General features: G+C 59.6%; 17 protein-coding genes. 12 read left to right on the plus strand and 5 right to left on the minus strand.

Going from position 1 to position 20,540, the window contains the following annotated elements; genetic code table 11:
• Positions 1-7 precede the first annotated feature (7 nt).
• The 5 genes from HU749_RS09310 to HU749_RS09330 all read right to left on the minus strand — a co-directional run bounded on the left by HU749_RS09310 (position 8) and on the right by HU749_RS09330 (position 5,026).
• Positions 8-934 carry a GGDEF domain-containing protein gene (locus HU749_RS09310; protein WP_079305310.1) on the minus strand — a complete coding sequence of 309 codons (927 nt, stop codon included), beginning with the start codon at positions 932-934 and terminating at the stop codon, positions 8-10.
• Positions 935-1,287: 353 nt separating this feature from the next.
• Entirely contained in the window at positions 1,288-2,028 is a 741-nt protein-coding gene (locus HU749_RS09315) for a YciK family oxidoreductase (RefSeq protein WP_014337217.1), read from the minus strand.
• 230 nt (positions 2,029-2,258) lie between these two features.
• Positions 2,259-2,930: an N-acetylmuramic acid 6-phosphate phosphatase MupP gene (gene mupP, locus HU749_RS09320; RefSeq protein WP_003199221.1), complete on the minus strand. Its 672-nt coding sequence runs from the start codon at positions 2,928-2,930 to the stop codon at positions 2,259-2,261.
• A 4-nt stretch (positions 2,931-2,934) separates the two neighbouring features.
• Positions 2,935-3,633 (minus strand): bifunctional 2-polyprenyl-6-hydroxyphenol methylase/3-demethylubiquinol 3-O-methyltransferase UbiG, encoded by a 699-nt coding sequence (gene ubiG / locus HU749_RS09325; protein WP_014337219.1) that lies wholly within the window; start codon positions 3,631-3,633, stop codon positions 2,935-2,937.
• 61 nt (positions 3,634-3,694) lie between these two features.
• Positions 3,695-5,026: a TRZ/ATZ family hydrolase gene (locus HU749_RS09330; protein WP_186649721.1), complete on the minus strand. Its 1,332-nt coding sequence runs from the start codon at positions 5,024-5,026 to the stop codon at positions 3,695-3,697.
• 106 nt (positions 5,027-5,132) lie between these two features.
• Here HU749_RS09330 and mtnA point away from each other — a divergent pair, with 106 nt between their 5' ends.
• The 12 genes from mtnA (at position 5,133) to HU749_RS09390 (ending at position 20,118) form a co-directional block, all read left to right on the plus strand.
• A complete protein-coding gene (mtnA, locus tag HU749_RS09335; protein ID WP_186649723.1) occupies positions 5,133-6,209 on the plus strand; it encodes an S-methyl-5-thioribose-1-phosphate isomerase in 1,077 nt (358 codons plus the stop codon).
• Positions 6,210-6,658: 449 nt separating this feature from the next.
• Positions 6,659-9,328, plus strand: a complete 2,670-nt coding sequence (gene gyrA, locus HU749_RS09340) for a DNA gyrase subunit A (protein ID WP_079305314.1) — start codon at positions 6,659-6,661, stop codon at positions 9,326-9,328.
• A 289-nt stretch (positions 9,329-9,617) separates the two neighbouring features.
• Entirely contained in the window at positions 9,618-10,703 is a 1,086-nt protein-coding gene (gene serC, locus HU749_RS09345) for a 3-phosphoserine/phosphohydroxythreonine transaminase (protein WP_046063021.1), read from the plus strand.
• Positions 10,703-11,797: a prephenate dehydratase gene (gene pheA, locus HU749_RS09350; protein WP_014337224.1), complete on the plus strand. Its 1,095-nt coding sequence runs from the start codon at positions 10,703-10,705 to the stop codon at positions 11,795-11,797. Before serC ends, pheA begins: the two co-directional genes overlap by 1 nt.
• A 13-nt stretch (positions 11,798-11,810) precedes the next feature.
• Positions 11,811-12,923: a histidinol-phosphate transaminase gene (gene hisC / locus HU749_RS09355; RefSeq protein WP_018602951.1), complete on the plus strand. Its 1,113-nt coding sequence runs from the start codon at positions 11,811-11,813 to the stop codon at positions 12,921-12,923.
• A 28-nt stretch (positions 12,924-12,951) separates the two neighbouring features.
• Positions 12,952-15,159, plus strand: a complete 2,208-nt coding sequence (locus tag HU749_RS09360) for a bifunctional prephenate dehydrogenase/3-phosphoshikimate 1-carboxyvinyltransferase (RefSeq protein WP_264084032.1) — start codon at positions 12,952-12,954, stop codon at positions 15,157-15,159.
• Positions 15,156-15,845 (plus strand): (d)CMP kinase, encoded by a 690-nt coding sequence (gene cmk, locus HU749_RS09365; protein WP_014337227.1) that lies wholly within the window; start codon positions 15,156-15,158, stop codon positions 15,843-15,845. The genes HU749_RS09360 and cmk overlap by 4 nt, the downstream gene beginning before the upstream one ends.
• A gap of 120 nt (positions 15,846-15,965) precedes the next feature.
• Positions 15,966-17,660: a 30S ribosomal protein S1 gene (gene rpsA / locus HU749_RS09370; RefSeq protein ID WP_014337228.1), complete on the plus strand. Its 1,695-nt coding sequence runs from the start codon at positions 15,966-15,968 to the stop codon at positions 17,658-17,660.
• A 230-nt stretch (positions 17,661-17,890) separates the two neighbouring features.
• Complete coding sequence (locus HU749_RS09375) at positions 17,891-18,169, plus strand: hypothetical protein (protein ID WP_079305320.1); 279 nt, start codon at positions 17,891-17,893, stop codon at positions 18,167-18,169.
• Positions 18,170-18,305: 136 nt separating this feature from the next.
• On the plus strand, positions 18,306-18,602 hold the full coding sequence (gene ihfB, locus HU749_RS09380; RefSeq protein ID WP_003199243.1) for an integration host factor subunit beta: 297 nt from the start codon (positions 18,306-18,308) through the stop codon (positions 18,600-18,602).
• A 26-nt stretch (positions 18,603-18,628) separates the two neighbouring features.
• Positions 18,629-18,853, plus strand: a complete 225-nt coding sequence (locus tag HU749_RS09385; protein WP_079305322.1) for a lipopolysaccharide assembly protein LapA domain-containing protein — start codon at positions 18,629-18,631, stop codon at positions 18,851-18,853.
• 191 nt (positions 18,854-19,044) lie between these two features.
• Positions 19,045-20,118: an LPS O-antigen chain length determinant protein WzzB gene (locus HU749_RS09390; RefSeq protein WP_186649726.1), complete on the plus strand. Its 1,074-nt coding sequence runs from the start codon at positions 19,045-19,047 to the stop codon at positions 20,116-20,118.
• Positions 20,119-20,540: the final 422 nt, after the last annotated feature.

The raw sequence follows: 20,540 nt of genomic DNA on the forward strand, positions 1-20,540 counted from the left end.
TTGTTTTTCAGCCTGCCATTGCCAGTCGGTTACGGCCTTCGCGCTTGGCCACGTACAGCGCGCTATCGGCCCTGCGCAGCAGGCTTTCCGATGATTCCCCCGGTAGCAGGGTGGCGCACCCCAGGCTGACCGTCAGCTCGATCCTTTTGCCTGTGGCGAAATAGTCCTGGGTCTGGGCGGCATAACGCAGTCGTTCACCGACCATGGCTGCAGCATCCCGGCTGGTATTGGCCAGCAGGATCAGAAACTCTTCACCGCCGAACCTGAACACCATGTCCACGTTGCGCAGTTGGCTCTTGATCGACTCGGCCACAGCCTTGAGCACTTCGTCGCCAACGCCGTGACCATGGCTATCGTTGATGCGCTTGAAATGATCGATGTCGAGCATCAGCACCGACAAGGGTTGCGAATGACGCTTGGCCATGTCGATTTCACGCATCAGCGTCTGGTCCATGGCGATGCGGTTGCCGGTACCGGTCAGCGGATCGCGCAGGGCGCTTTGGGTGGCGGCGCGGTAGAGCAGCGCGTTGCGCAGTGGGTACAGCAGTGTCGACATGATGGATTCAAGGTCGCTCTGCTCCGGCTCGGTGAAGCGTTGGTTGCGACGGAATACCAGTTCACCCAGGTGTTCGCCTTCATGGCTGAGGTTATAGCTGAGGGTGTGATGCCCGCGTTGTCCGAACTCCAGGCGCAGGTCACTGGCCTTGTGCTGATAGGCCAACGCATCCAGGGGTACCAACCGCTGGATTTCCCGGAAAAACAGGCCAAGGATGCGCTGTGGCTCCAGGCTGGTCTGCAATTGCTGGCTCAGTTGCTGGCGCAATTGCGAAAGGCTGACGGAGCGTGCCGCGAGCGGCGATGGCTGGCCAAGACCCAGACGCTGCAATTTGGCGCTGTCGAAGTCAATCGCGTTGATCTGGGTGGGCGTTTTCATATGGCGTTAGCCCCTAAGCTAAATCTGTCCTGGCAGGTTGGGTGTGGCGGCTTTGGGCTGCACGTCGTACTGGTCCTTCAGTCCCGTAGGACACTGATTTGAGTTTAGTCTGCTTTCCCTGGCAGGCATAAGTCTCGTCTCAACGTCCATTACTTGCCGAACATGGCATGTTTGAGGAAGTTTAGAGCGAAAGTCATGCCATTCGGTTCACTTCTATAAAAACCGATTGAAAATCAATGAATTGGCAGCAAGGTGCGGCAAGCCCGGCGACGTGGAGTTGGCGGTTCGCCTCGCTGGGCATCGACCTGGGCCGGTGTCGCGACGGTAAATCGTCGCGACACCGGTAGGGCTCATTATTGCGCGTTGAACGCCTGGCCATTGACGCCAGTGCTGTCCGGGCCCATGAGGTACAGGTAGACCGGCATGATCTCCTCGGGCGTCGGATTGTTGAGCGGGTTTTCCCCCGGGTACGCCTGGGCGCGCATGCTGGTGCGGGTGGCACCGGGGTTGATGCTGTTGGCGCGCACGGCGGCAACGGTGTCGACTTCGTCGGCCAAGGTCTGCATCAGCCCCTCGGTGGCGAACTTGGACACGCCGTAGGCGCCCCAGTACGCCCGACCCTTGCGCCCGACGCTGCTGGAGGTGAACACCACGGACGCATCCTTGGACAGCTTGAGCAGGGGCAGCAAGGTGCTGGTGAGCATGAACATCGCGTTGACGTTGACGTGCATCACCCGCATGAAATTCTCACCGGACAACTGCTCCAGCGGCGTGCGCGGGCCGATGATCGAAGCGTTGTGCAGCAGGCCGTCCAGATGACCGAACTCGGTTTCGATCATCGCCGCCAGTTCATCGTACTGATGAGGCAGCGCGGTTTCGAGGTTGAACGGAATCACCGCCGGCTGCGGATGGCCGGCCGCTTCGATTTCATCGTAGACCTGTGTCAGGTTGGCTTCGGTCTTTCCCAGCAGCAGCACGGTGGCACCGTGGGCGGCGTAGGCTTTCGCCGCAGCGGCACCGATCCCGCGACCGGCGCCGGTGACCAGGATCACCCGGCCATTGAGCAGGTCGGGGCGGGCGGAATAATCAAACATAAAAAAACCTCAACAAATTAAAGCGGCACGGTACTGTGGGTGCAGAGCAATCATGGCCAGTGAGCTTAGTGAGCTTAGTGAGCTTAGTGAGCTAGGTGGGCTCTTGTGGCGAGGGAGCTTGCTCCCGCTGGACCGCGAAGCGGTCCCCAGGCGATGGCTTCGCCGCCGGACGGGAGCAAGCTCCCTCGCCACAAAAGCGACATCACCAAAGCGACATCGGCAGAATCAGCTCAGCAACCGCACAACGCGTTATCCAGCACCTCGCGCAGCGCCGAGGGGTGATCGATCACCACATCCGCGCCCCAGTGCCGGGGGTTGTCATCCGGGTGGATGTAGCCATAGGTCACCGCGCAGGTCTTGGTGCCGGCGCTGCGACCGGACTCAATGTCCCGCAGGTCATCACCCACGAACAGCACGCTGGCCGGGTCCAGGTCGAGCAGCTTGCACGCCAGGGTCAGCGGTTCCGGGTCCGGTTTGCTGTTTTTCACGTGGTCAGGGCAGATCAGCACTTTCGAGCGTTCGGCCAGGCCCAGTTGCTGCATGATCGGTTCGGCGAAACGCACCGGCTTGTTGGTGACCACGCCCCAGATCAGGTTGGCCGCTTCGATATCGGCCAGCACCTCGGCCATGCCGTCGAACAAGTGGCTGTGGACCGCGCACCCCTTGAGGTAGCGATCCAGGAACTCCTGGCGCAGTTCCTCGAATCCTGGTGATTCCGGGTCCATGGAAAAGGTCACCGCGACCATCGCCCGGGCACCGCCGGAAATCTCGTCGCGAATGTGCTGCGTGTTCATCGGTGGCAAGCCACGGTCGGCGCGCATGGCCTGGCAGATGGCGATGAAATCCGGCGCGGTGTCGAGCAGCGTGCCGTCCATGTCGAAGAGAACCGCTTTGAGACGCATCGACTTACTCCTCGCGCAGGGTTTGGATCATGTAGTTGACGTCAACGTCGGCGGCCAGCTTGTAGTGCTTGGTCAGCGGGTTGTAGGTCAGGCCAATGATGTCCTTGACGGTCAGTCCGGCCGCACGGCTCCAGGCGCCCAGTTCGGAGGGGCGGATGAATTTCTTGAAATCGTGAGTGCCGCGCGGCAACAGCTTCATGATGTATTCGGCGCCGACGATGGCGAACAGGTAGGCCTTCGGGTTGCGGTTGATGGTGGAGAAAAACACCTGGCCACCGGGTTTGACCATGCGGAAGCAGGCGCGGATGACCGACGATGGGTCCGGCACGTGCTCGAGCATTTCCAGGCAGGTGACCACGTCGAATTGGCCAGGCATTTCTTCGGCCAGGCCTTCGGCGGTGATCTGCCGGTATTCCACGCTGACACCGGACTCCAGTTGATGCAGTTGTGCAACCGCCAGCGGCGCTTCGCCCATGTCGATGCCCATCACCGTCGCGCCGCGCTGGGCCATGGCTTCGCTGAGGATGCCGCCGCCGCAACCGACGTCGAGCACCTTCTTGCCGGCCAGGTTGACCCGTTCGTCAATCCAGTTGACCCGCAGCGGGTTGATGTCGTGCAGCGGTTTGAATTCGCTTTCACGGTCCCACCAGCGATGGGCCAGGGCTTCGAATTTGGCGATTTCGGCGTGGTCGACGTTGCTCATGTGCAGATCCTCGAAAAGCTTGAAAAATCAGGTGCCCCGAGCCGCGGCTCAAGGGGCGTGGTCATTCGTTGTGGCCGCTGATGCGGCGACCCCAGGCCTGGGCCGTGGCGATCAGTGTTGATTCGTCCATGCGGGTCAGTCGGCCATCTTCCAATAGCGGCTTGCCGCCCACCCACAGGTGTTTTACACAATCGCGCCCGGTGGCATAAATCAGTTGCGATACTGGGTCATAGATCGGCTGCTGGGCCAGGCCCGACAGATCGAAGGCCACCAGGTCGGCGGCCTTGCCGACTTCCAGCGAACCGACTGTCGCTTCGATGCCCAGCGCCCGGGCGCCATTGAGCGTGGCCATGCGCAGCGCCCGATGGGCATCCAGGGCCGTGGCCGAACCGGCGACGGCCTTGGCCAGCAGGGCAGCGGTGCGGGTTTCGCCGAGCAGATCCAGATCGTTGTTGCTCGCCGCACCGTCGGTGCCGAGGGCGACATTGACACCGGCCTGCCACAGGCGCTCCACCGGGCAGAAACCACTGGCCAGTTTCAGGTTCGATTCCGGGCAGTGGATCACGCTGCAATTGCTTTCTACCAGCAAGGCCTGGTCTTCGTCGCTGATTTGAGTCATGTGCACGGCCTGAAAGCGTGGCCCCAGCAGGCCAAGGCGTCCCAGGCGAGCCATTGGTCGCTCAGCGGTGTTATCCACAGCCTGCTGCACTTCGAAGGCGGTTTCGTGAACGTGCATATGAATGGCCGCGTCCAGTTCCTCGGCGATCACGCGGATTTTTTCCAGGTTCTCGTCGCCCACGGTGTAGGGCGCGTGCGGGCCGAATGCGACTTTGATCCGCGGGTGGTGCTTGAGATCGCCAAACAACTCGATGCCCTGACGAATGGCTTCGTCGGCGCTGGCGGCACCGGGGATCGGGAAGTCGAGGATCGGAATCGCGATTTGCGCACGAATGCCGCTGTCGTGAACACACTCGCTGGCAATCTTGGGGTAGAAATACATGTCGGAGAAGCAGGTGATGCCGCCCTTGATCTGCTCGGCGATTGCCAGGTCGGTGCCATCGCGCACGAAATCTTCATCGACCCATTTGGCCTCGGCCGGCCAGATGTGCTGTTCCAGCCAGGTCATCAAGGGCAGGTCGTCGGCCAGGCCGCGGAACAGGGTCATGGCCGCGTGGCCGTGGGCGTTGATCAGGCCGGGGCAGAGCAGCATGCCGGGCAGCTCACGGACTTGGGCGGCATTACACTTCAGGGCTTCTGCCCGTGGGCCGATGAACACGATGCAACCGTCGCGAATGCCCAGGCCATGATCCTTGAGCACTACACCGGCGGGTTCGACAGGCACCAACCAGGTCGGCAGCAATAATAAGTCGAGCGCAACGGCAGGCTTGGGCATCGTGGAGCGGTTCCATGGGGTATAAAGGATGGCGAAGTATACCCGAGCGTCTTCGCGGAGGGATCGCTATAATCGGCGGCTTTTGTTCATGAGTACGGGGTGAAGGATGCGCGATCGACTATTGGCTGCGGAGAAGGTGAAGGCCATCGATTGGCGCGATGGCGTCCTGTACCTGCTGGATCAGCGTGTCCTGCCGTTCGAGGAAAGCTGGATCGCCTGCACCCGTGCCGCCGATGTGGCCGAGGCCATTGGTTCGATGGCAGTGCGCGGCGCGCCGATCATCGGCATCAGTGCGGCTTATGGTGTTGTGCTGGCAGCGCGGACCAGGATCGCCGAGGGCGGTGACTGGCAAACGGCGCTGGAGGCGGATTTTACCCTGCTGGCCGAGGCTCGGCCGACGGCGGCAAACCTCTTCTGGGCGCTGGATCGGATGCGCGACCGGTTGGGGCGCTTGAAAGAGCACGCCGAGCCGCTGGCGGTGCTTGAGGCCGAAGCCATCGCGATCCACGAGAGTGACCGCGAAGCCAACCTGACCATGGCTCAACTGGGCGTCGACCTGATCCGCAAGCACCAGGGCAATGCCCAGGCCATCCTGACCCATTGCAACACGGGTGCCCTGGCGACCGGTGGCTTCGGCACGGCCTTGGGCGTCATCCGTGGCGCGTATATTGAAGGCATGGTGGAGCGCGTCTATGCCGACGAAACCCGTCCATGGCTGCAAGGCTCGCGCCTGACAGCGTGGGAGCTGGCCCGCGAGGGCATCCCGGTGACCCTCAACGCCGATTCCGCCGCTGCCCACATCATGAAGACCAAGGGTGTGACCTGGGTGGTCGTCGGTGCCGACTGCATCGCCGCCAATGGCGACGTGGGGAGCAAGATCGGCACCTATCAACTGGCGGTCTGTGCCATGCACCATGGCGTGCGCTTCATGGTGGTGGCGCCGAGCTCGACCATCGACATGAGCCTGGCCAGTGGTGATGACATCCCGGTCGAGGAGCGCGACGGGCGCGAACTGCTGGAAATCGGCGGCAAGTGGCTCGGCGCGGAGGTGGACGCCTTCAACCCGGTATTCGATGTCACCCCGGCGGACCTGATCGACGTCATCGTCACGGAGAAGGGCATCATCGAGCGCCCGGACACCGCCAAGCTGGCGCAGTTGATGTGTCGCAAGCGGTTGCATTGAAGATTTGGGGTGTCTGATCCATTGCCTTCGCGAGCAAGCCCGCTCCCACACTGGATTTGTGTTATGTCCGAAGTCTCAGGCATATAAAAAAGCCCCCTGTGGGAGCGGGCTTGCTCGCGAATAGGCCCTTAACGGCAACAAATACCTTGCATTTGCCCCCTGAATCTCCATCCGCAGCGCTTCTAAGCCCCTCTGATCCCATACCAGCCTGTCACCGGTCAACTAACTATGCACCATGCGCATCTGGGGGATAGGTGCGTGGCGGCTCTTGTGATAACATCCGGCGGTTTCCAAGGCTGCCTCGCGAGGTGGCCTTTACTGCGCAGATCCATGGCATAACTCGTTGATTTGTCGTAAGTCGCTGCACGGCATTTGTTCTGCAGCGGCGAGCTTCGTTCGTCCCATCTGGATGTGACGAGGTTTCACCAGAAAAAGGAATCAGGCTTCTCATGGGCGAACTGGCCAAAGAAATCCTCCCGGTCAATATCGAAGACGAGCTGAAACAGTCCTACCTCGACTACGCGATGAGCGTAATCGTCGGGCGGGCGCTGCCGGATGCGCGCGATGGCTTGAAGCCCGTGCACCGGCGCGTGTTGTTCGCGATGAGCGAGCTGGGCAACGACTTCAACAAGCCGTACAAGAAATCTGCCCGTGTCGTCGGCGACGTGATCGGTAAGTATCACCCCCACGGCGACACTGCCGTGTACGACACCATCGTTCGTATGGCCCAGCCATTCTCCTTGCGCTACCTGCTGGTAGACGGCCAGGGCAACTTCGGTTCCGTGGACGGCGACAACGCCGCGGCCATGCGATACACCGAAGTGCGCATGACCAAGCTGGCCCACGAACTGCTGGCCGACCTGCACAAGGAAACCGTGGACTGGGTGCCGAACTACGACGGCACCGAAATGATCCCGGCGGTCATGCCGACCCGTATCCCGAACCTGCTCGTCAACGGCTCCAGCGGTATTGCCGTGGGCATGGCGACCAACATCCCGCCGCACAACCTCGGTGAAGTCATCGACGGTTGCCTGGCCCTCATCGACAATCCCGAGCTGACCGTCGATGAGCTGATGCAATACATCCCGGGTCCGGACTTCCCGACCGCCGCGATCATCAACGGTCGCGCCGGCATCATCGAAGCCTACCGCACCGGCCGTGGCCGCATTTACATGCGTGCCCGCTCCACCGTCGAAGACATCGACAAGGTTGGCGGCCGCCAGCAGATCGTCATCACCGAGCTGCCGTACCAGCTGAACAAGGCTCGCCTGATCGAGAAGATCGCCGAGCTGGTGAAAGAGAAGAAACTCGAAGGCATCACCGAGCTGCGTGACGAGTCCGACAAGGACGGCATGCGCGTCGTGATCGAGTTGCGTCGTGGCGAAGTGCCTGAGGTGATCCTCAACAACCTCTACGCCCAGACCCAACTGCAAAGCGTGTTCGGCATCAACATCGTCGCGCTGATCGACGGCCGTCCGCGGATCCTGAACCTCAAGGACCTGCTGGAAGCCTTCGTACGTCACCGTCGCGAAGTGGTCACCCGCCGTACCGTGTTCGAACTGCGCAAGGCTCGCGAGCGTGGTCACATCCTTGAAGGCCAGGCCGTTGCCCTGTCGAACATCGACCCGGTGATCGCCTTGATCAAGGCTTCGCCAACGCCGTCGGAAGCCAAGGAAGCGCTGATCAGCACCCCTTGGGAGTCCTCCGCGGTGGTGGCAATGGTCGAGCGCGCTGGCGCCGACTCGTGCCGCCCGGAGAACCTCGACCCGCAGTACGGCCTGCGCGAAGGCAAGTATTTCCTGTCCCCGGAACAGGCGCAAGCCATCCTGGAGCTGCGCCTGCACCGCCTGACCGGCCTGGAGCACGAGAAGCTGCTGGCCGAGTACCAGGAGATTCTCAACCAGATCGGCGAGCTGATCCGCATCCTCAACAGCGCCACGCGCCTGATGGAAGTGATCCGCGAAGAATTGGAAGTGATCCGCGCCGAATACGGCGACGTGCGCCGCACCGAGATTCTCGATGCGCGCCTGGACCTGACCCTGGGTGACATGATCCCGGAAGAAGAGCGCGTGGTGACCATTTCCCACGGCGGCTACGCCAAGACCCAGCCGCTGGCCGCCTACCAGGCCCAGCGTCGCGGCGGCAAAGGCAAGTCGGCGACCGGCGTCAAGGACGAGGACTACATCGCTCACCTGCTGGTCGCCAACAGCCACACCACGCTGCTGCTGTTCTCCAGCAAAGGCAAGGTGTACTGGCTCAAGACCTACGAGATCCCGGAAGCATCCCGTGCCGCACGTGGTCGTCCGCTGGTCAACCTGTTGCCGTTGGACGATGGTGAATACATCACCACCATGCTGCCGGTGGAGGAATACACCGAAGGTCACTACATCTTCATGGCTACCGCCAACGGCACCGTGAAGAAGACCCCGCTGGAATCCTTCAGCCGCCAGCGCAGCGTCGGCCTGATCGCCCTGGAGCTGGACGAAGGCGACGTGCTGATTTCCGCCGCTATCACCGACGGCGAGCGTGAGGTCATGCTGTTCTCCGACGGTGGCAAGGTCACTCGCTTCAAGGAATCCGACGTGCGTGCCATGGGTCGTACCGCCCGTGGTGTGCGCGGCATGCGCCTGCCGGAAGGCCAGAAGCTGATTTCCATGCTGATCCCCGAAGAAGGCAGTCAGATCCTCACCGCTTCGGCGCGTGGTTATGGCAAGCGCACGGCCATCAGCGAGTTCCCTGAGTACAAACGTGGCGGCCAGGGTGTGATCGCCATGGTCAGCAACGACCGTAACGGTCGTCTGGTCGGCGCTGTCCAGGTGCTCGATGGCGAGGAGATCATGTTGATCTCCGACCAGGGCACCCTGGTGCGTACGCGAGTCGCCGAAGTGTCGAGCCTGGGCCGTAACACCCAGGGCGTGACGCTGATCAAGCTGGCCAGCGACGAAACGCTGGTAGGGCTTGAGCGAGTGCAGGAGCCATCGGAAGTCGAAGGCGAGGAGCTGGAAGGAGAGGAAGGTGAAGGCACGGCATTCGACGGCACCCTGGGTGCCGATGTCGACGACCTGACCGGCGACCAACCGCTCGACGCTGCCGCAGACGAAGAAGAACCGCAGGACTAAGCGGACACGCGGGGGGCGGATGAAGATTCGCCCCCTTGTTGTTTGTCTCGTTTGAAATTTCGTATCAAATTGCAGCTTTGTGAGAGCAAGGCTTGTGTGGGAGCAAGGCTTGTGGGAGCAAGGCTTGCCCGCGATGACGGTAGACCAGTCAACATCAATGTTGGATGACAGTCTGCTATCGCGGGCAAGCCTTGCTCCCACACCTTTGCTCTCCCGCCCTAGGTCCACAATGCGCACCACCTGATACCGTATTAATTGCGTGAACCCCCAGATCAGAGCGAGATTGGATGTGAGCAAGAGAGCCTATAACTTCTGTGCCGGCCCGGCGGCGCTTCCTGAGGCGGTCCTGAAGCGTGCCCAGGGTGAACTTCTCGACTGGCACGGCAAGGGCCTGTCGGTCATGGAAATGAGCCATCGCAGCGATGAGTTCGTATCCATTGCCACCAAGGCCGAGCAGGACCTGCGTGATCTGCTGAGCATCCCGTCCAATTACAAGGTGCTGTTCCTGCAGGGCGGCGCGAGCCAGCAGTTCGCCCAGATCCCGTTGAACCTGCTGCCGGAAAGTGGCAAGGCCGACTACATCGATACCGGTATCTGGTCGCAGAAAGCCATCGAAGAAGCTTCGCGCTACGGTCACGTCAACGTGGCTGCCACCGCCAAGCCCTACGACTATTTCGCGATCCCCGGCCAGAACGAATGGAACCTGTCCAAGGACGCGGCCTACGTTCACTACGCGCCGAACGAAACCATCGGCGGCCTGGAATTCAACTGGATCCCGGAAACTGGCGACGTGCCATTGGTGGCCGACATGTCCTCGGACATCCTCTCGCGCCCTGTGGATATCTCCCGTTTCGGCATGATCTACGCCGGCGCCCAGAAAAACATCGGCCCAAGCGGCATCCTGGTCAACATCATCCGTGAAGACTTGCTGGGGCGTGCCCGTTCCCTGTGCCCGACCATGCTCAACTACAAGGTCGCGGCTGACAACGGCTCGATGTACAACACCCCGCCGACCCTGGCCTGGTACCTGTCCGGCCTGGTCTTCGAGTGGCTGAAAGAGCAGGGCGGTGTCGAAGCCATTGGCAAGCTCAACGAAGTGAAGCAGCGCACGCTGTATGACTTCATCGACGCCAGCGGTCTCTACAGCAACCCGATCAACAAGACCGATCGTTCGTGGATGAACGTTCCGTTCCGCCTGGCCGACGACCGTCTGGACAAGCCGTTCCTGGCCGGTGCCGACGAGCGTGGCCTGCTGAACCTCAAGGGCCACCGTTCGGTCGGTGGCATGCGTGCCTCCATCTACAACGCCGTCGACATCAACGCCGTCAATGCGTTGATCGCCTACATGGCAGAGTTCGAGAAGGAACATGGCTGATGTCTGAGCAAGAACTCAAGGCGCTGCGCCTGCGCATCGATGCCCTGGACGAAAAGGTCCTGGAGCTGATCAGCGAGCGCGCGCGCTGCGCCCAGGAAGTTGCCCGGGTGAAGATGGCCTCCCTGGCCGAAGGCGAAGTGCCGGTGTTCTATCGTCCTGAGCGTGAAGCTCAGGTGCTCAAACGTGTCATGGAGCGCAACAAGGGGCCGCTGGGCAACGAAGAGATGGCGCGCTTGTTCCGCGAAATCATGTCGTCGTGCCTGGCGCTCGAGCAGCCGCTGAAAATCGCCTACCTGGGCCCGGAGGGCACCTTCACCCAGGCAGCGGCCATGAAGCACTTCGGTCACGCCGTGATCAGCAAACCGATGGCTGCCATCGACGAAGTCTTCCGTGAAGTCGCCGCCGGTGCGGTGAATTTTGGCGTGGTGCCGGTGGAAAACTCCACCGAAGGCGCGGTCAACCACACGCTGGACAGCTTCCTTGAGCATGACATGGTGATCTGCGGCGAAGTCGAGCTGCGCATCCACCATCACCTGCTGGTCGGCGAGAACACCAAGACCGACAGCATCAGCCGGATCTATTCCCACGCCCAATCGTTGGCCCAGTGCCGCAAGTGGCTGGACGCCCATTACCCGAATGTCGAGCGCGTGGCGGTATCGAGCAACGCCGAAGCGGCCAAGCGGGTCAAGGGGGAGTGGAACTCGGCGGCGATTGCTGGCGATATGGCGGCCGGCCTCTACGGGCTGACTCGCCTGGCCGAGAAAATCGAGGATCGCCCGGACAACTCCACGCGGTTCCTGATGATCGGCAGCCAGGAAGTACCGCCGACCGGCGACGACAAGACGTCGATCATCGTGTCCATGAGCAACAAGCCCGGCGCGCTCCATGAACTGCTGGTGCCGTTCCACGACAACGGTATCGACCTGACGCGGATCGAGACCCGTCCGTCGCGCAGCGGTAAATGGACCTACGTGTTCTTCATCGATTTTGTCGGCCACCACCGCGATCCGCTGGTAAAAGGTGTGCTGGAGAAAATCAGTCAGGAAGCAGTGGCACTCAAGGTGCTGGGTTCCTACCCCAAGGCAGTTCTTTAAGGGCGGATAGCAAATGAGTGGCAACTTCCTCGCTCTGGCTCAGCCAGGCGTGCAACAACTCTCGCCTTACGTTCCGGGCAAGCCCGTGGACGAACTGGCCCGCGAGCTGGACCTGGATCCGGCCAGCATCGTCAAGTTGGCGAGCAACGAAAACCCGTTGGGCGCGAGCCCCAAGGCACTGGCGGCGATCCGCGACGAACTGGCCGAGCTGACCCGTTACCCCGATGGCAATGGGTTTGCATTGAAAAGCCTGCTGGCCGAGCGCTGTGGTGTCGAGCTCAACCAAGTGACGCTGGGCAATGGCTCCAATGACATTCTTGAGTTGGTGGCGCGCGCGTACCTGGCACCAGGTCTCAACGCCGTGTTCAGCGAGCACGCGTTTGCGGTCTACCCGATCGCGACCCAGGCCGTCGGCGCCGATGCCCATGTGGTTCCCGCCAAGAACTGGGGGCACGATCTGCCGGCCATGCTGGCTGCCATCGACGCCAACACCCGCGTGGTCTTCATCGCCAACCCGAACAACCCGACTGGCACCTGGTTCGACGCCCAGGCCCTGGACGACTTCCTGCAAGACGTGCCCGCGCATGTGCTGGTGGTGTTGGACGAGGCCTACATCGAATACGCCGAAGGCAGCGATTTGCCCGATGGCCTGGATTTTCTCGCGGCTTATCCGAACCTGCTGGTTTCACGCACGTTCTCCAAAGCTTATGGCCTGGCTTCGCTGCGGGTCGGCTACGGCTTGTCCACCGCGGTGGTGGCCGATGTGCTGAACCGCGTGCGCCAGCCGTTCAACGTCAACAGCTTCGCCCTGGCTGCCGCCTGCGCCGCATTGCAGGATGAGGCCTACCTGGCTGAAAGCCGTCGTCTCAACGCGGCCGGCATGCAGCAGTTGGAAGTGGGGTTCCGGGAGCTGGGTCTGAGCTGGATTCCATCCAAAGGCAACTTCATCTGCGTCGACCTGGGCCGTGTCGCTGCGCCGGTGTATCAGGGGTTGTTGCGCGAAGGTGTGATCGTGCGTCCGGTGGCCAATTACGGCATGCCGAATCACCTGCGTATCACCATCGGCCTGCCAGCGGAAAACAGCCGCTTCCTCGAGGCGTTGAGCAAGGTTCTGGCTCGTGGTTGATGTCACTTCGCTGCAACCTGCTGCCCCTATGATCGGTCGCCTGGTGGTGGTCGGTCTGGGGTTGATCGGCGGTTCGTTTGCCAAGGGCTTGCGTGAAAGCGGCCTGTGCCGCGAGGTGGTCGGTGTCGACCTGGATCCGCAGTCGCGCAAGCTGGCCGTGGAGTTGGGGGTGGTCGATCGCTGCGAGGATGACTTGGCGATCGCTTGCCAGGGCGCGGACGTGATCCAACTGGCGGTGCCGATCCTGGCCATGGAAAAACTGCTGGCGCGTCTGGCGACCATGAACCTGGGGCAAGCGATCCTGACCGACGTCGGCAGTGCCAAGGGCAACGTCGTACGTGCGGCCACTGAGGCCTTCGGTGGGGTGCCGGCGCGCTTCGTGCCCGGCCATCCGATTGCCGGTTCCGAGCAGAGCGGGGTGGAAGCCTCCAACGCCGAACTGTTTCGTCGCCACAAAGTGATCCTCACGCCGCTGGAGCAGACCGATCCTGCCGCGCTGGCGGTGGTGGACCGTTTGTGGCGGGAACTGGGCGCCGATGTCGAGCACATGCAGGTCGAGCGTCACGATGAAGTGTTGGCTGCCACCAGCCACTTGCCGCACCTGTTGGCGTTCGGCCTGGTGGATTCGTTGGCCAAACGCAATGAAAATCTTGAGATCTTCCGTTACGCTGCCGGCGGTTTCCGCGATTTCACGAGAATCGCTGGAAGCGACCCGGTCATGTGGCACGACATCTTCCTCGCAAACCGCGAAGCTGTCTTGCGCACACTCGATACATTTCGCAGCGATCTCGACGCCTTGCGCGACGCGGTCGATGCAGGGGACGGGCACCAATTGCTGGGCGTTTTCACACGCGCCAGGGTGGCCCGCGAGCATTTCAGTAAAATCCTGGCCCGTCGGGCCTATGTGGACGCTATGAACTCCAACGATCTGATTTTCCTGGCACAACCTGGTGGCTCCCTGAGCGGGCGTATTCGTGTACCGGGCGATAAATCGATTTCCCACCGTTCGATCATGCTCGGCTCCCTGGCCGACGGCGTGACCGAGGTGGAAGGTTTCCTCGAGGGCGAAGACGCCCTGGCGACGCTGCAAGCGTTTCGCGACATGGGGGTGGTCATCGAAGGTCCGCACCACGGTCGCGTGACCATCCATGGTGTCGGCCTGCATGGCCTCAAGCCTGCCCCGGGGCCGATCTACCTGGGTAACTCCGGGACCTCGATGCGCCTGTTGTCCGGCCTGCTGGCTGCGCAGGACTTCGACAGCACCCTGACCGGTGACGCCTCGCTGTCCAAGCGCCCGATGAATCGCGTCGCCAACCCGTTGCGGGAAATGGGCGCGGTCATCGAGACTGCCGCAGATGGTCGTCCGCCGATGATCATCCGTGGTGGCAACAAGCTCAAAGGCCTGACCTACACCATGCCGATGGCCAGCGCCCAGGTGAAATCCTGCCTGCTGCTGGCGGGGCTCTACGCCGAAGGCAAGACCACCGTCACCGAACCGGCCCCGACCCGCGACCACACCGAGCGCATGCTGCGCGGCTTCGGCTACCCGGTCACGGTCGACGGTGCCACGGCGTCCGTTGAGTCTGGTAGCAAGCTGACCGCTACCCACATCGAAGTGCCGGGCGACATCTCGTCGTCGGCATTCTTCCTGGTGGCCGCCTCGATCGCCGAAGGCTCCGACCTGGTGCTCGAGCACGTCGGCATCAACCCGACTCGTACCGGCGTGATCGACATCCTGCGCTTGATGGGCGCTGACATCACCCTGGAAAACCAGCGTGAAGTCGGCGGCGAACCCGTGGCGGACCTGCGCGTACGAGCAGCTAAACTCAAGGGTATCGAGATTCCGGAGGCGCTGGTTCCGCTGGCCATCGACGAGTTCCCGGTGCTGTTCGTGGCGGCCGCCTGTGCAGAAGGGCGTACCGTGTTGACGGGCGCCGAAGAACTGCGGGTCAAGGAATCGGATCGCATCCAGGTGATGGCAGATGGCTTGCTCGCCCTTGGCGTCAAGTGCCAGCCAACGCCGGACGGCATCATCATCGACGGCGGCCAGATCGGCGGCGGCGAAGTCCATGGTCACGGTGACCATCGTATCGCCATGGCCTTCAGTGTGGCGTCTTTGCGCGCCAGCGCGCCGATTCGCATCCATGATTGCGCCAACGTCGCGACGTCGTTCCCGAACTTCCTGGCGCTGTGCGCACAGGTCGGTATCCGAGTGGCACAAGAGGCACAGTCGTGAACATCAAAGCACCGGTCATCACCATTGATGGCCCAAGCGGTTCGGGCAAGGGCACCGTCGCCGGGATCCTGGCCAGGCAATTGGGCTGGAACCTGCTTGATTCGGGTGCGTTGTACCGTCTGCTGGCCTTCGCCGCCGCGAACCACGGCGTCGACCTGACCAACGAAGAACTGCTCAAGGCACTGGCCGCTCATCTGGATGTGCAATTCATTGCGGCGACCGACGGTCAGCTTCAGCGCATTATTCTGGAAGGCGATGAGGTCAGCGACGTCATTCGTACCGAGAGTGTTGGCGCAGGGGCCTCCCAGGTCGCCGCGCTGCCGGCGGTGCGCGAAGCCTTGCTGCAGCGCCAGCGCGCATTCCAGGAGCCGCCGGGGCTGGTGGCCGACGGTCGAGACATGGGCACGGTGGTTTTCCCCGATGCACCGTTGAAGATTTTCCTCACTGCCAGTGCGGAGGAGAGGGCGCGTCGCCGATATTTGCAGTTGAAGGGCAAAGGCGAGGATGTTAGTCTGTCGAGTCTGCTAGATGAGATCCGTGCACGCGATGAGCGTGACACCCAGCGCGCAGTAGCCCCGCTCAAGCCGGCGGCCGACGCGATACAGCTGGATTCCACGGAGTTGTCCATCGATCAGGTGCTGCAACGCATCATGAGTGAGATCGCCATTCGCGATATCGCCGGGTGACCAGGAAGCTTCGCAGGGGACCAGTCATAGTCCTGCGATGCTTCTTTTATATGAAACTAACCCACATCGTCTGGGATGTGGAGGCGGGCGTATTCTTCGCCCTAATCAACAGGAATTAAAATGAGCGAAAGCTTTGCGGAACTCTTTGAAGAAAGCCTGAAAACCCTGAACCTTCAGGCAGGCTCCATCATCACCGGTGTTATCGTTGATATCGATTACCAAGCTCGCTGGGTAACCGTTCACGCTGGTCTGAAGTCTGAAGCACTCATCCCGCTTGAGCAGTTCTACAACGACGCTGGCGAACTGAACATCAACGTCGGTGACGAAGTTCACGTTGCGCTGGACTCGGTTGAAGATGGCTTTGGTGAAACCAAGCTGTCCCGTGAAAAAGCCAAGCGCGCTGAATGCTGGATCGTTCTGGAAGCGGCTTTCGCAGCTGAGGAAGTGGTCAAGGGCGTTATCAACGGTAAGGTTAAAGGCGGCTTCACTGTCGACGTTAACGGCATCCGTGCGTTCCTGCCAGGTTCCCTGGTTGACGTCCGTCCAGTGCGCGATACCACGCACCTGGAAGGCAAAGAGCTGGAATTCAAGGTCATCAAGCTGGACCAGAAGCGCAACAACGTTGTCGTTTCCCGTCGCAGTGTCCTGGAAGCCGAGAACTCCGCCGAGCGTGAAGCTCTGCTGGAATCGCTGCAGGAAGGCCAGCAGGTCAAGGGTATTGTCAAAAACCTCACCGATTACGGCGCATTCGTCGATCTGGGTGGCGTCGATGGCCTGCTGCACATCACCGACATGGCCTGGAAGCGTATCAAGCATCCTTCGGAAATCGTCAACGTTGGCGACGAGATCGATGTCAAGGTTCTGAAGTACGATCGCGAGCGCAATCGTGTTTCCCTGGGCCTCAAGCAACTGGGTGAAGATCCATGGGTCGCTATCAAAGCCCGTTACCCAGAAAGCACCCGCGTCACCGCTCGTGTTACCAACCTCACCGACTACGGCTGCTTCGCTGAGCTGGAAGAAGGCGTTGAAGGCCTGGTACACGTTTCCGAAATGGACTGGACCAACAAGAACATCCACCCTTCGAAAGTCGTACAAGTCGGCGACGAAGTGGAGGTCATGGTTCTGGACATCGACGAAGAGCGTCGTCGTATCTCCCTCGGCATCAAGCAGTGCAAGTCCAACCCATGGGAAGACTTCTCTGGCCAGTTCAACAAGGGCGATAAAATTTCCGGCACCATCAAGTCGATCACCGATTTCGGTATCTTCATTGGTCTGGACGGCGGCATCGACGGCCTGGTTCACCTGTCCGACATCTCCTGGAACGAAGTGGGCGAAGAAGCCGTACGTCGTTTCAAGAAGGGCGACGAGCTGGACACCGTTATCCTGTCGGTTGACCCAGAGCGCGAGCGCATCTCCCTGGGTATCAAGCAACTGGAAAGCGATCCGTTCTCCGAGTACGTTCAAGAGAACGACAAAGGCGCAATCGTTAAGGGCATCGTGAAAGAAGTTGACGCCAAAGGCGCCATCATCACCTTGGCCGACGATATCGAAGCGACTCTGAAAGCCTCCGAAATCAGCCGTGACCGCGTTGAAGACGCGCGCAACGTTCTGAAAGAAGGCGAAGAAGTAGAAGCCAAGATCATCAGTGTTGACCGCAAGAGCCGCGTAATCCAGCTCTCCATCAAGTCGAAAGACGATGCTGAAGAGAAAGAAGCAATCCAGAGCCTGCGCGACAAGCCAGCTACCTCTGACATTGCTGCTGGTCCTACCACTCTGGGCGACCTGCTGCGTGCGCAAATGGAAAAACAGAACTGAGTTCTGTCAGACCATAGAAAAAGGGCGACTTCGGTCGCCCTTTTTTGTGCCTGCGATATTTTCAGATTTTTCCGACTCCCATAAGCGCCGCCAAACTGCGACCATTTGAGATGCTACGAAACCAACCCCTCAACCGGAGTGTCTCTTTTATGAAACAGATCAATAATCTATCCAAGGGAGTTCCGGCTTGTGTGCGTAATGGGTCCAGGCTCTCTACCTAAAGGATCTGAATGAACAAGTTCTTTCTGGTGTTGGTCGTGCTGATGCTGGCGGGTTGCTCTACAAGCGCTAAAACTCACGCAGTGCGTGGTGTTAGTGGTATCGAGATCGACTGCTCGGGGTTGGGTTCCGGCTGGGAGAAGTGCCATAGGAGAGCTGCACGGGAGTGCAAGGGGGCGGGTTACAAGGTGATTACCCGATCCGACGACGCGAAGGACGAAGATTGGTATCCCTTTGGTTTCAATCCGGCTGGCTACCTGACTCGCACGATGCTGGTGATCTGCCGATAGCGTCTCGCTGCTTGCGCGGAAAGAGGCTGTAGGGGAGTCAAGAAGAATGTCAATACTTGGGCTGTTCAAATCCCTCCGACCATGCTAAAACCTTTTCAAGCGATTTTCCTAGCTGCTTGAAAAAGAAGGGAAAAATATGACGAAGTCGGAGTTGATCGAACGAATTGTCACCCATCAAGGGCTACTCTCATCCAAGGATGTGGAGCTGGCCATCAAGACCATGCTTGAACAAATGTCCCAATGCCTGGCTACGGGAGATCGTATCGAAATCCGTGGTTTCGGCAGCTTTTCCCTGCATTACCGCGCTCCGCGGGTTGGGCGCAATCCGAAGACCGGACAGTCCGTCAGTCTTGACGGGAAGTTCGTTCCTCATTTCAAGCCGGGCAAAGAGCTTAGGGATCGTGTGAATGAGGAGGAGGGGGATGAGCTCTGACGGGGCAGCCCAAAAAGGAGGTGCTCATGTGGAACTTTAAGCGTTTGGCATTTGTCGTACTTGCGGTACTCGTAGCTTCAGCTATCGTGCTGTTCGTACTTGAAAATAATCAGCCTGTCGCGCTGCTATTCTTGGGGTGGCCGGCTCCGCAACTTCCTGTTTCGGTTTTTGTGTTGCTGGCGCTTCTCGTGGGTATGATGATTGGGCCGTTTCTCGCATGGTTCGGGGGCGTGCGTAGACGGTTGAAATAATGGATGTGTGAAGCCTGGAGTTTTGGAGTAAGGATCACTGCCTACATTTTTTTCTGACTTTGGGTGTATTTTGTTCGTATTTAATCTGACTTCGTTTGCCGTCGTGTCCGCCGGAGACTTGCCCGCCTTGCCTTTTAATGCGTCCAGTGTGTCTGTAAGCGCAGGGTCGAAAAAAGCTAGCGAGGCTACTCATGCAAGATAATCGTGTTGAAGGTCGTAGTGCGGATGAAATTGACCTGATTGAGCTTGTGCGTGGGCTATGGGCGCAGAGGTGGTTGATCATAGGTGTTGCTCTTTTGGTCACTGCTGGCGCAGCCGCCTATGCATTTGTTAGTAAACCAGTCTATGAAGCCAAACTTTTTATCGTGCCCCCTACTCAGAACGGTATTGCTGAGTTGAATTATGGGCGGGGGGGGAAAAGCTCGGATCTGGATCCTTATTCCATTCAATATGTTTATGACGTGTTCGCTCGAAATCTTCAGGGCGAATCCCTTCGTCAAACCTTCTTTAATGATATATATCTTCCTTCGCTTGACGAATCTCAGAGAAGGGGGGCGCTAGACCGCTTGTACGTGCGTTTCTCTCGAGAATTAGTCATAAAAGGGCCTAGTAAGGATACTCCTGATCGTTTTTCGGTAACTGTTCAAGGTGGCGACCCGGTGCGGGCGACAGAATGGGTTAAGGCTTATGTTAAGCGCGCCAGTGAAGCTGCCGAGTCCGAGTTGATCAAAAACGTCACGACTGAAGCGTCTGTGAAGGCGCGAAATCTGGAGCAGCGGATTGTAAGCTTGCGTGAGACTGCACAGCGGCTGCGAGAAGATCGGATTCAGCAGCTGCGGGAGGCATTGAAAATTGCCGAGGCGATTGGCTTGACTACACCGAGAACAAATTCTTCTGGAGTGGTGGATATTACTGTAGAAGCCGATAATAGAATGGATTATCAGCGTGGCAGTAAGGCTTTGGCTGCTGAAATTAATGCGCTGGAGTCTAGAGCTTCCGATGATGCATTTATATCGAATTTACGCTCCCTGCAGATGCGCTATAACTTTTACCGTATGCTGAATATCGATCCTGAGCGTATTTCCGTTTATCGGCAGGACGGTAGTGTGGAAGTACCAGGGAGTCCGATTAAGCCCAAAAAAATCTTGATCATTGGGCTCGCTTTTTTCGCCGGGCTTGTGTTGGGTGTATTTATCGCATTGGTTTGCTTTGTATTGTCCCGCAATCAAGGTGCTTGGAGGGTCGGGGAAGTCGGTAGAGGTTGAATACTGCCTCATGATTTCGTCCATGCTGAAACCCTATAGGTAGGCAGTACTAAATAGCTTGTCATTGTTGAGAGTTTTTCTTGGTAATAAGAGGTTTTTGATGTTTGTCTGAATTCCAAGGCCCTATCTGGCTCGGAGTCGGTTTGCTTTGTTAGTTGGATAATTTGAAATGCTGAAGGCGCCGTTGGTAGTCGTGATGGCGGTGGCGGGTTCCTTTAAGAATATTCGAGTTTTTATGGGGATGCAGGAGATGGACGTCTCGGCATCATACTGCAACTGCTAGAGGCTACGGCATTCATAGGGCTGATTTTACTTGGCATTTTTATCATTGATGCAGCAGTAGTGTTGAAAACACAGGCTTGTGCGGAGCGGCAAGACGAATGAAGGCCTATCGCCATCAACTTTATCAGTTCGCTTCGCGG

Source organism: Pseudomonas ogarae, assembly GCF_014268695.2.
GTDB lineage: Bacteria > Pseudomonadota > Gammaproteobacteria > Pseudomonadales > Pseudomonadaceae > Aquipseudomonas > Aquipseudomonas kilonensis.

Bases quoted from the DNA above. Each gene is read 5' to 3' on its own strand.
- HU749_RS09310 (WP_079305310.1), bottom strand. From the start codon at position 934: ATGAAAACGCCCACCCAGATCAACGCGATTGACTTCGACAGCGCCAAA.
- HU749_RS09315 (WP_014337217.1), bottom strand. From the start codon at position 2,028: ATGTTTGATTATTCCGCCCGCCCCGACCTGCTCAATGGCCGGGTGATC.
- mupP (WP_003199221.1), bottom strand. From the start codon at position 2,930: ATGCGTCTCAAAGCGGTTCTCTTCGACATGGACGGCACGCTGCTCGAC.
- ubiG (WP_014337219.1), bottom strand. From the start codon at position 3,633: ATGAGCAACGTCGACCACGCCGAAATCGCCAAATTCGAAGCCCTGGCC.
- HU749_RS09330 (WP_186649721.1), bottom strand. From the start codon at position 5,026: ATGCCCAAGCCTGCCGTTGCGCTCGACTTATTATTGCTGCCGACCTGG.
- mtnA (WP_186649723.1), top strand. From the start codon at position 5,133: ATGCGCGATCGACTATTGGCTGCGGAGAAGGTGAAGGCCATCGATTGG.
- gyrA (WP_079305314.1), top strand. From the start codon at position 6,659: ATGGGCGAACTGGCCAAAGAAATCCTCCCGGTCAATATCGAAGACGAG.
- pheA (WP_014337224.1), top strand. From the start codon at position 10,703: ATGTCTGAGCAAGAACTCAAGGCGCTGCGCCTGCGCATCGATGCCCTG.
- hisC (WP_018602951.1), top strand. From the start codon at position 11,811: ATGAGTGGCAACTTCCTCGCTCTGGCTCAGCCAGGCGTGCAACAACTC.
- HU749_RS09360 (WP_264084032.1), top strand. From the start codon at position 12,952: ATGATCGGTCGCCTGGTGGTGGTCGGTCTGGGGTTGATCGGCGGTTCG.
- rpsA (WP_014337228.1), top strand. From the start codon at position 15,966: ATGAGCGAAAGCTTTGCGGAACTCTTTGAAGAAAGCCTGAAAACCCTG.
- HU749_RS09375 (WP_079305320.1), top strand. From the start codon at position 17,891: ATGAACAAGTTCTTTCTGGTGTTGGTCGTGCTGATGCTGGCGGGTTGC.
- ihfB (WP_003199243.1), top strand. From the start codon at position 18,306: ATGACGAAGTCGGAGTTGATCGAACGAATTGTCACCCATCAAGGGCTA.
- HU749_RS09385 (WP_079305322.1), top strand. From the start codon at position 18,629: ATGTGGAACTTTAAGCGTTTGGCATTTGTCGTACTTGCGGTACTCGTA.
- HU749_RS09390 (WP_186649726.1), top strand. From the start codon at position 19,045: ATGCAAGATAATCGTGTTGAAGGTCGTAGTGCGGATGAAATTGACCTG.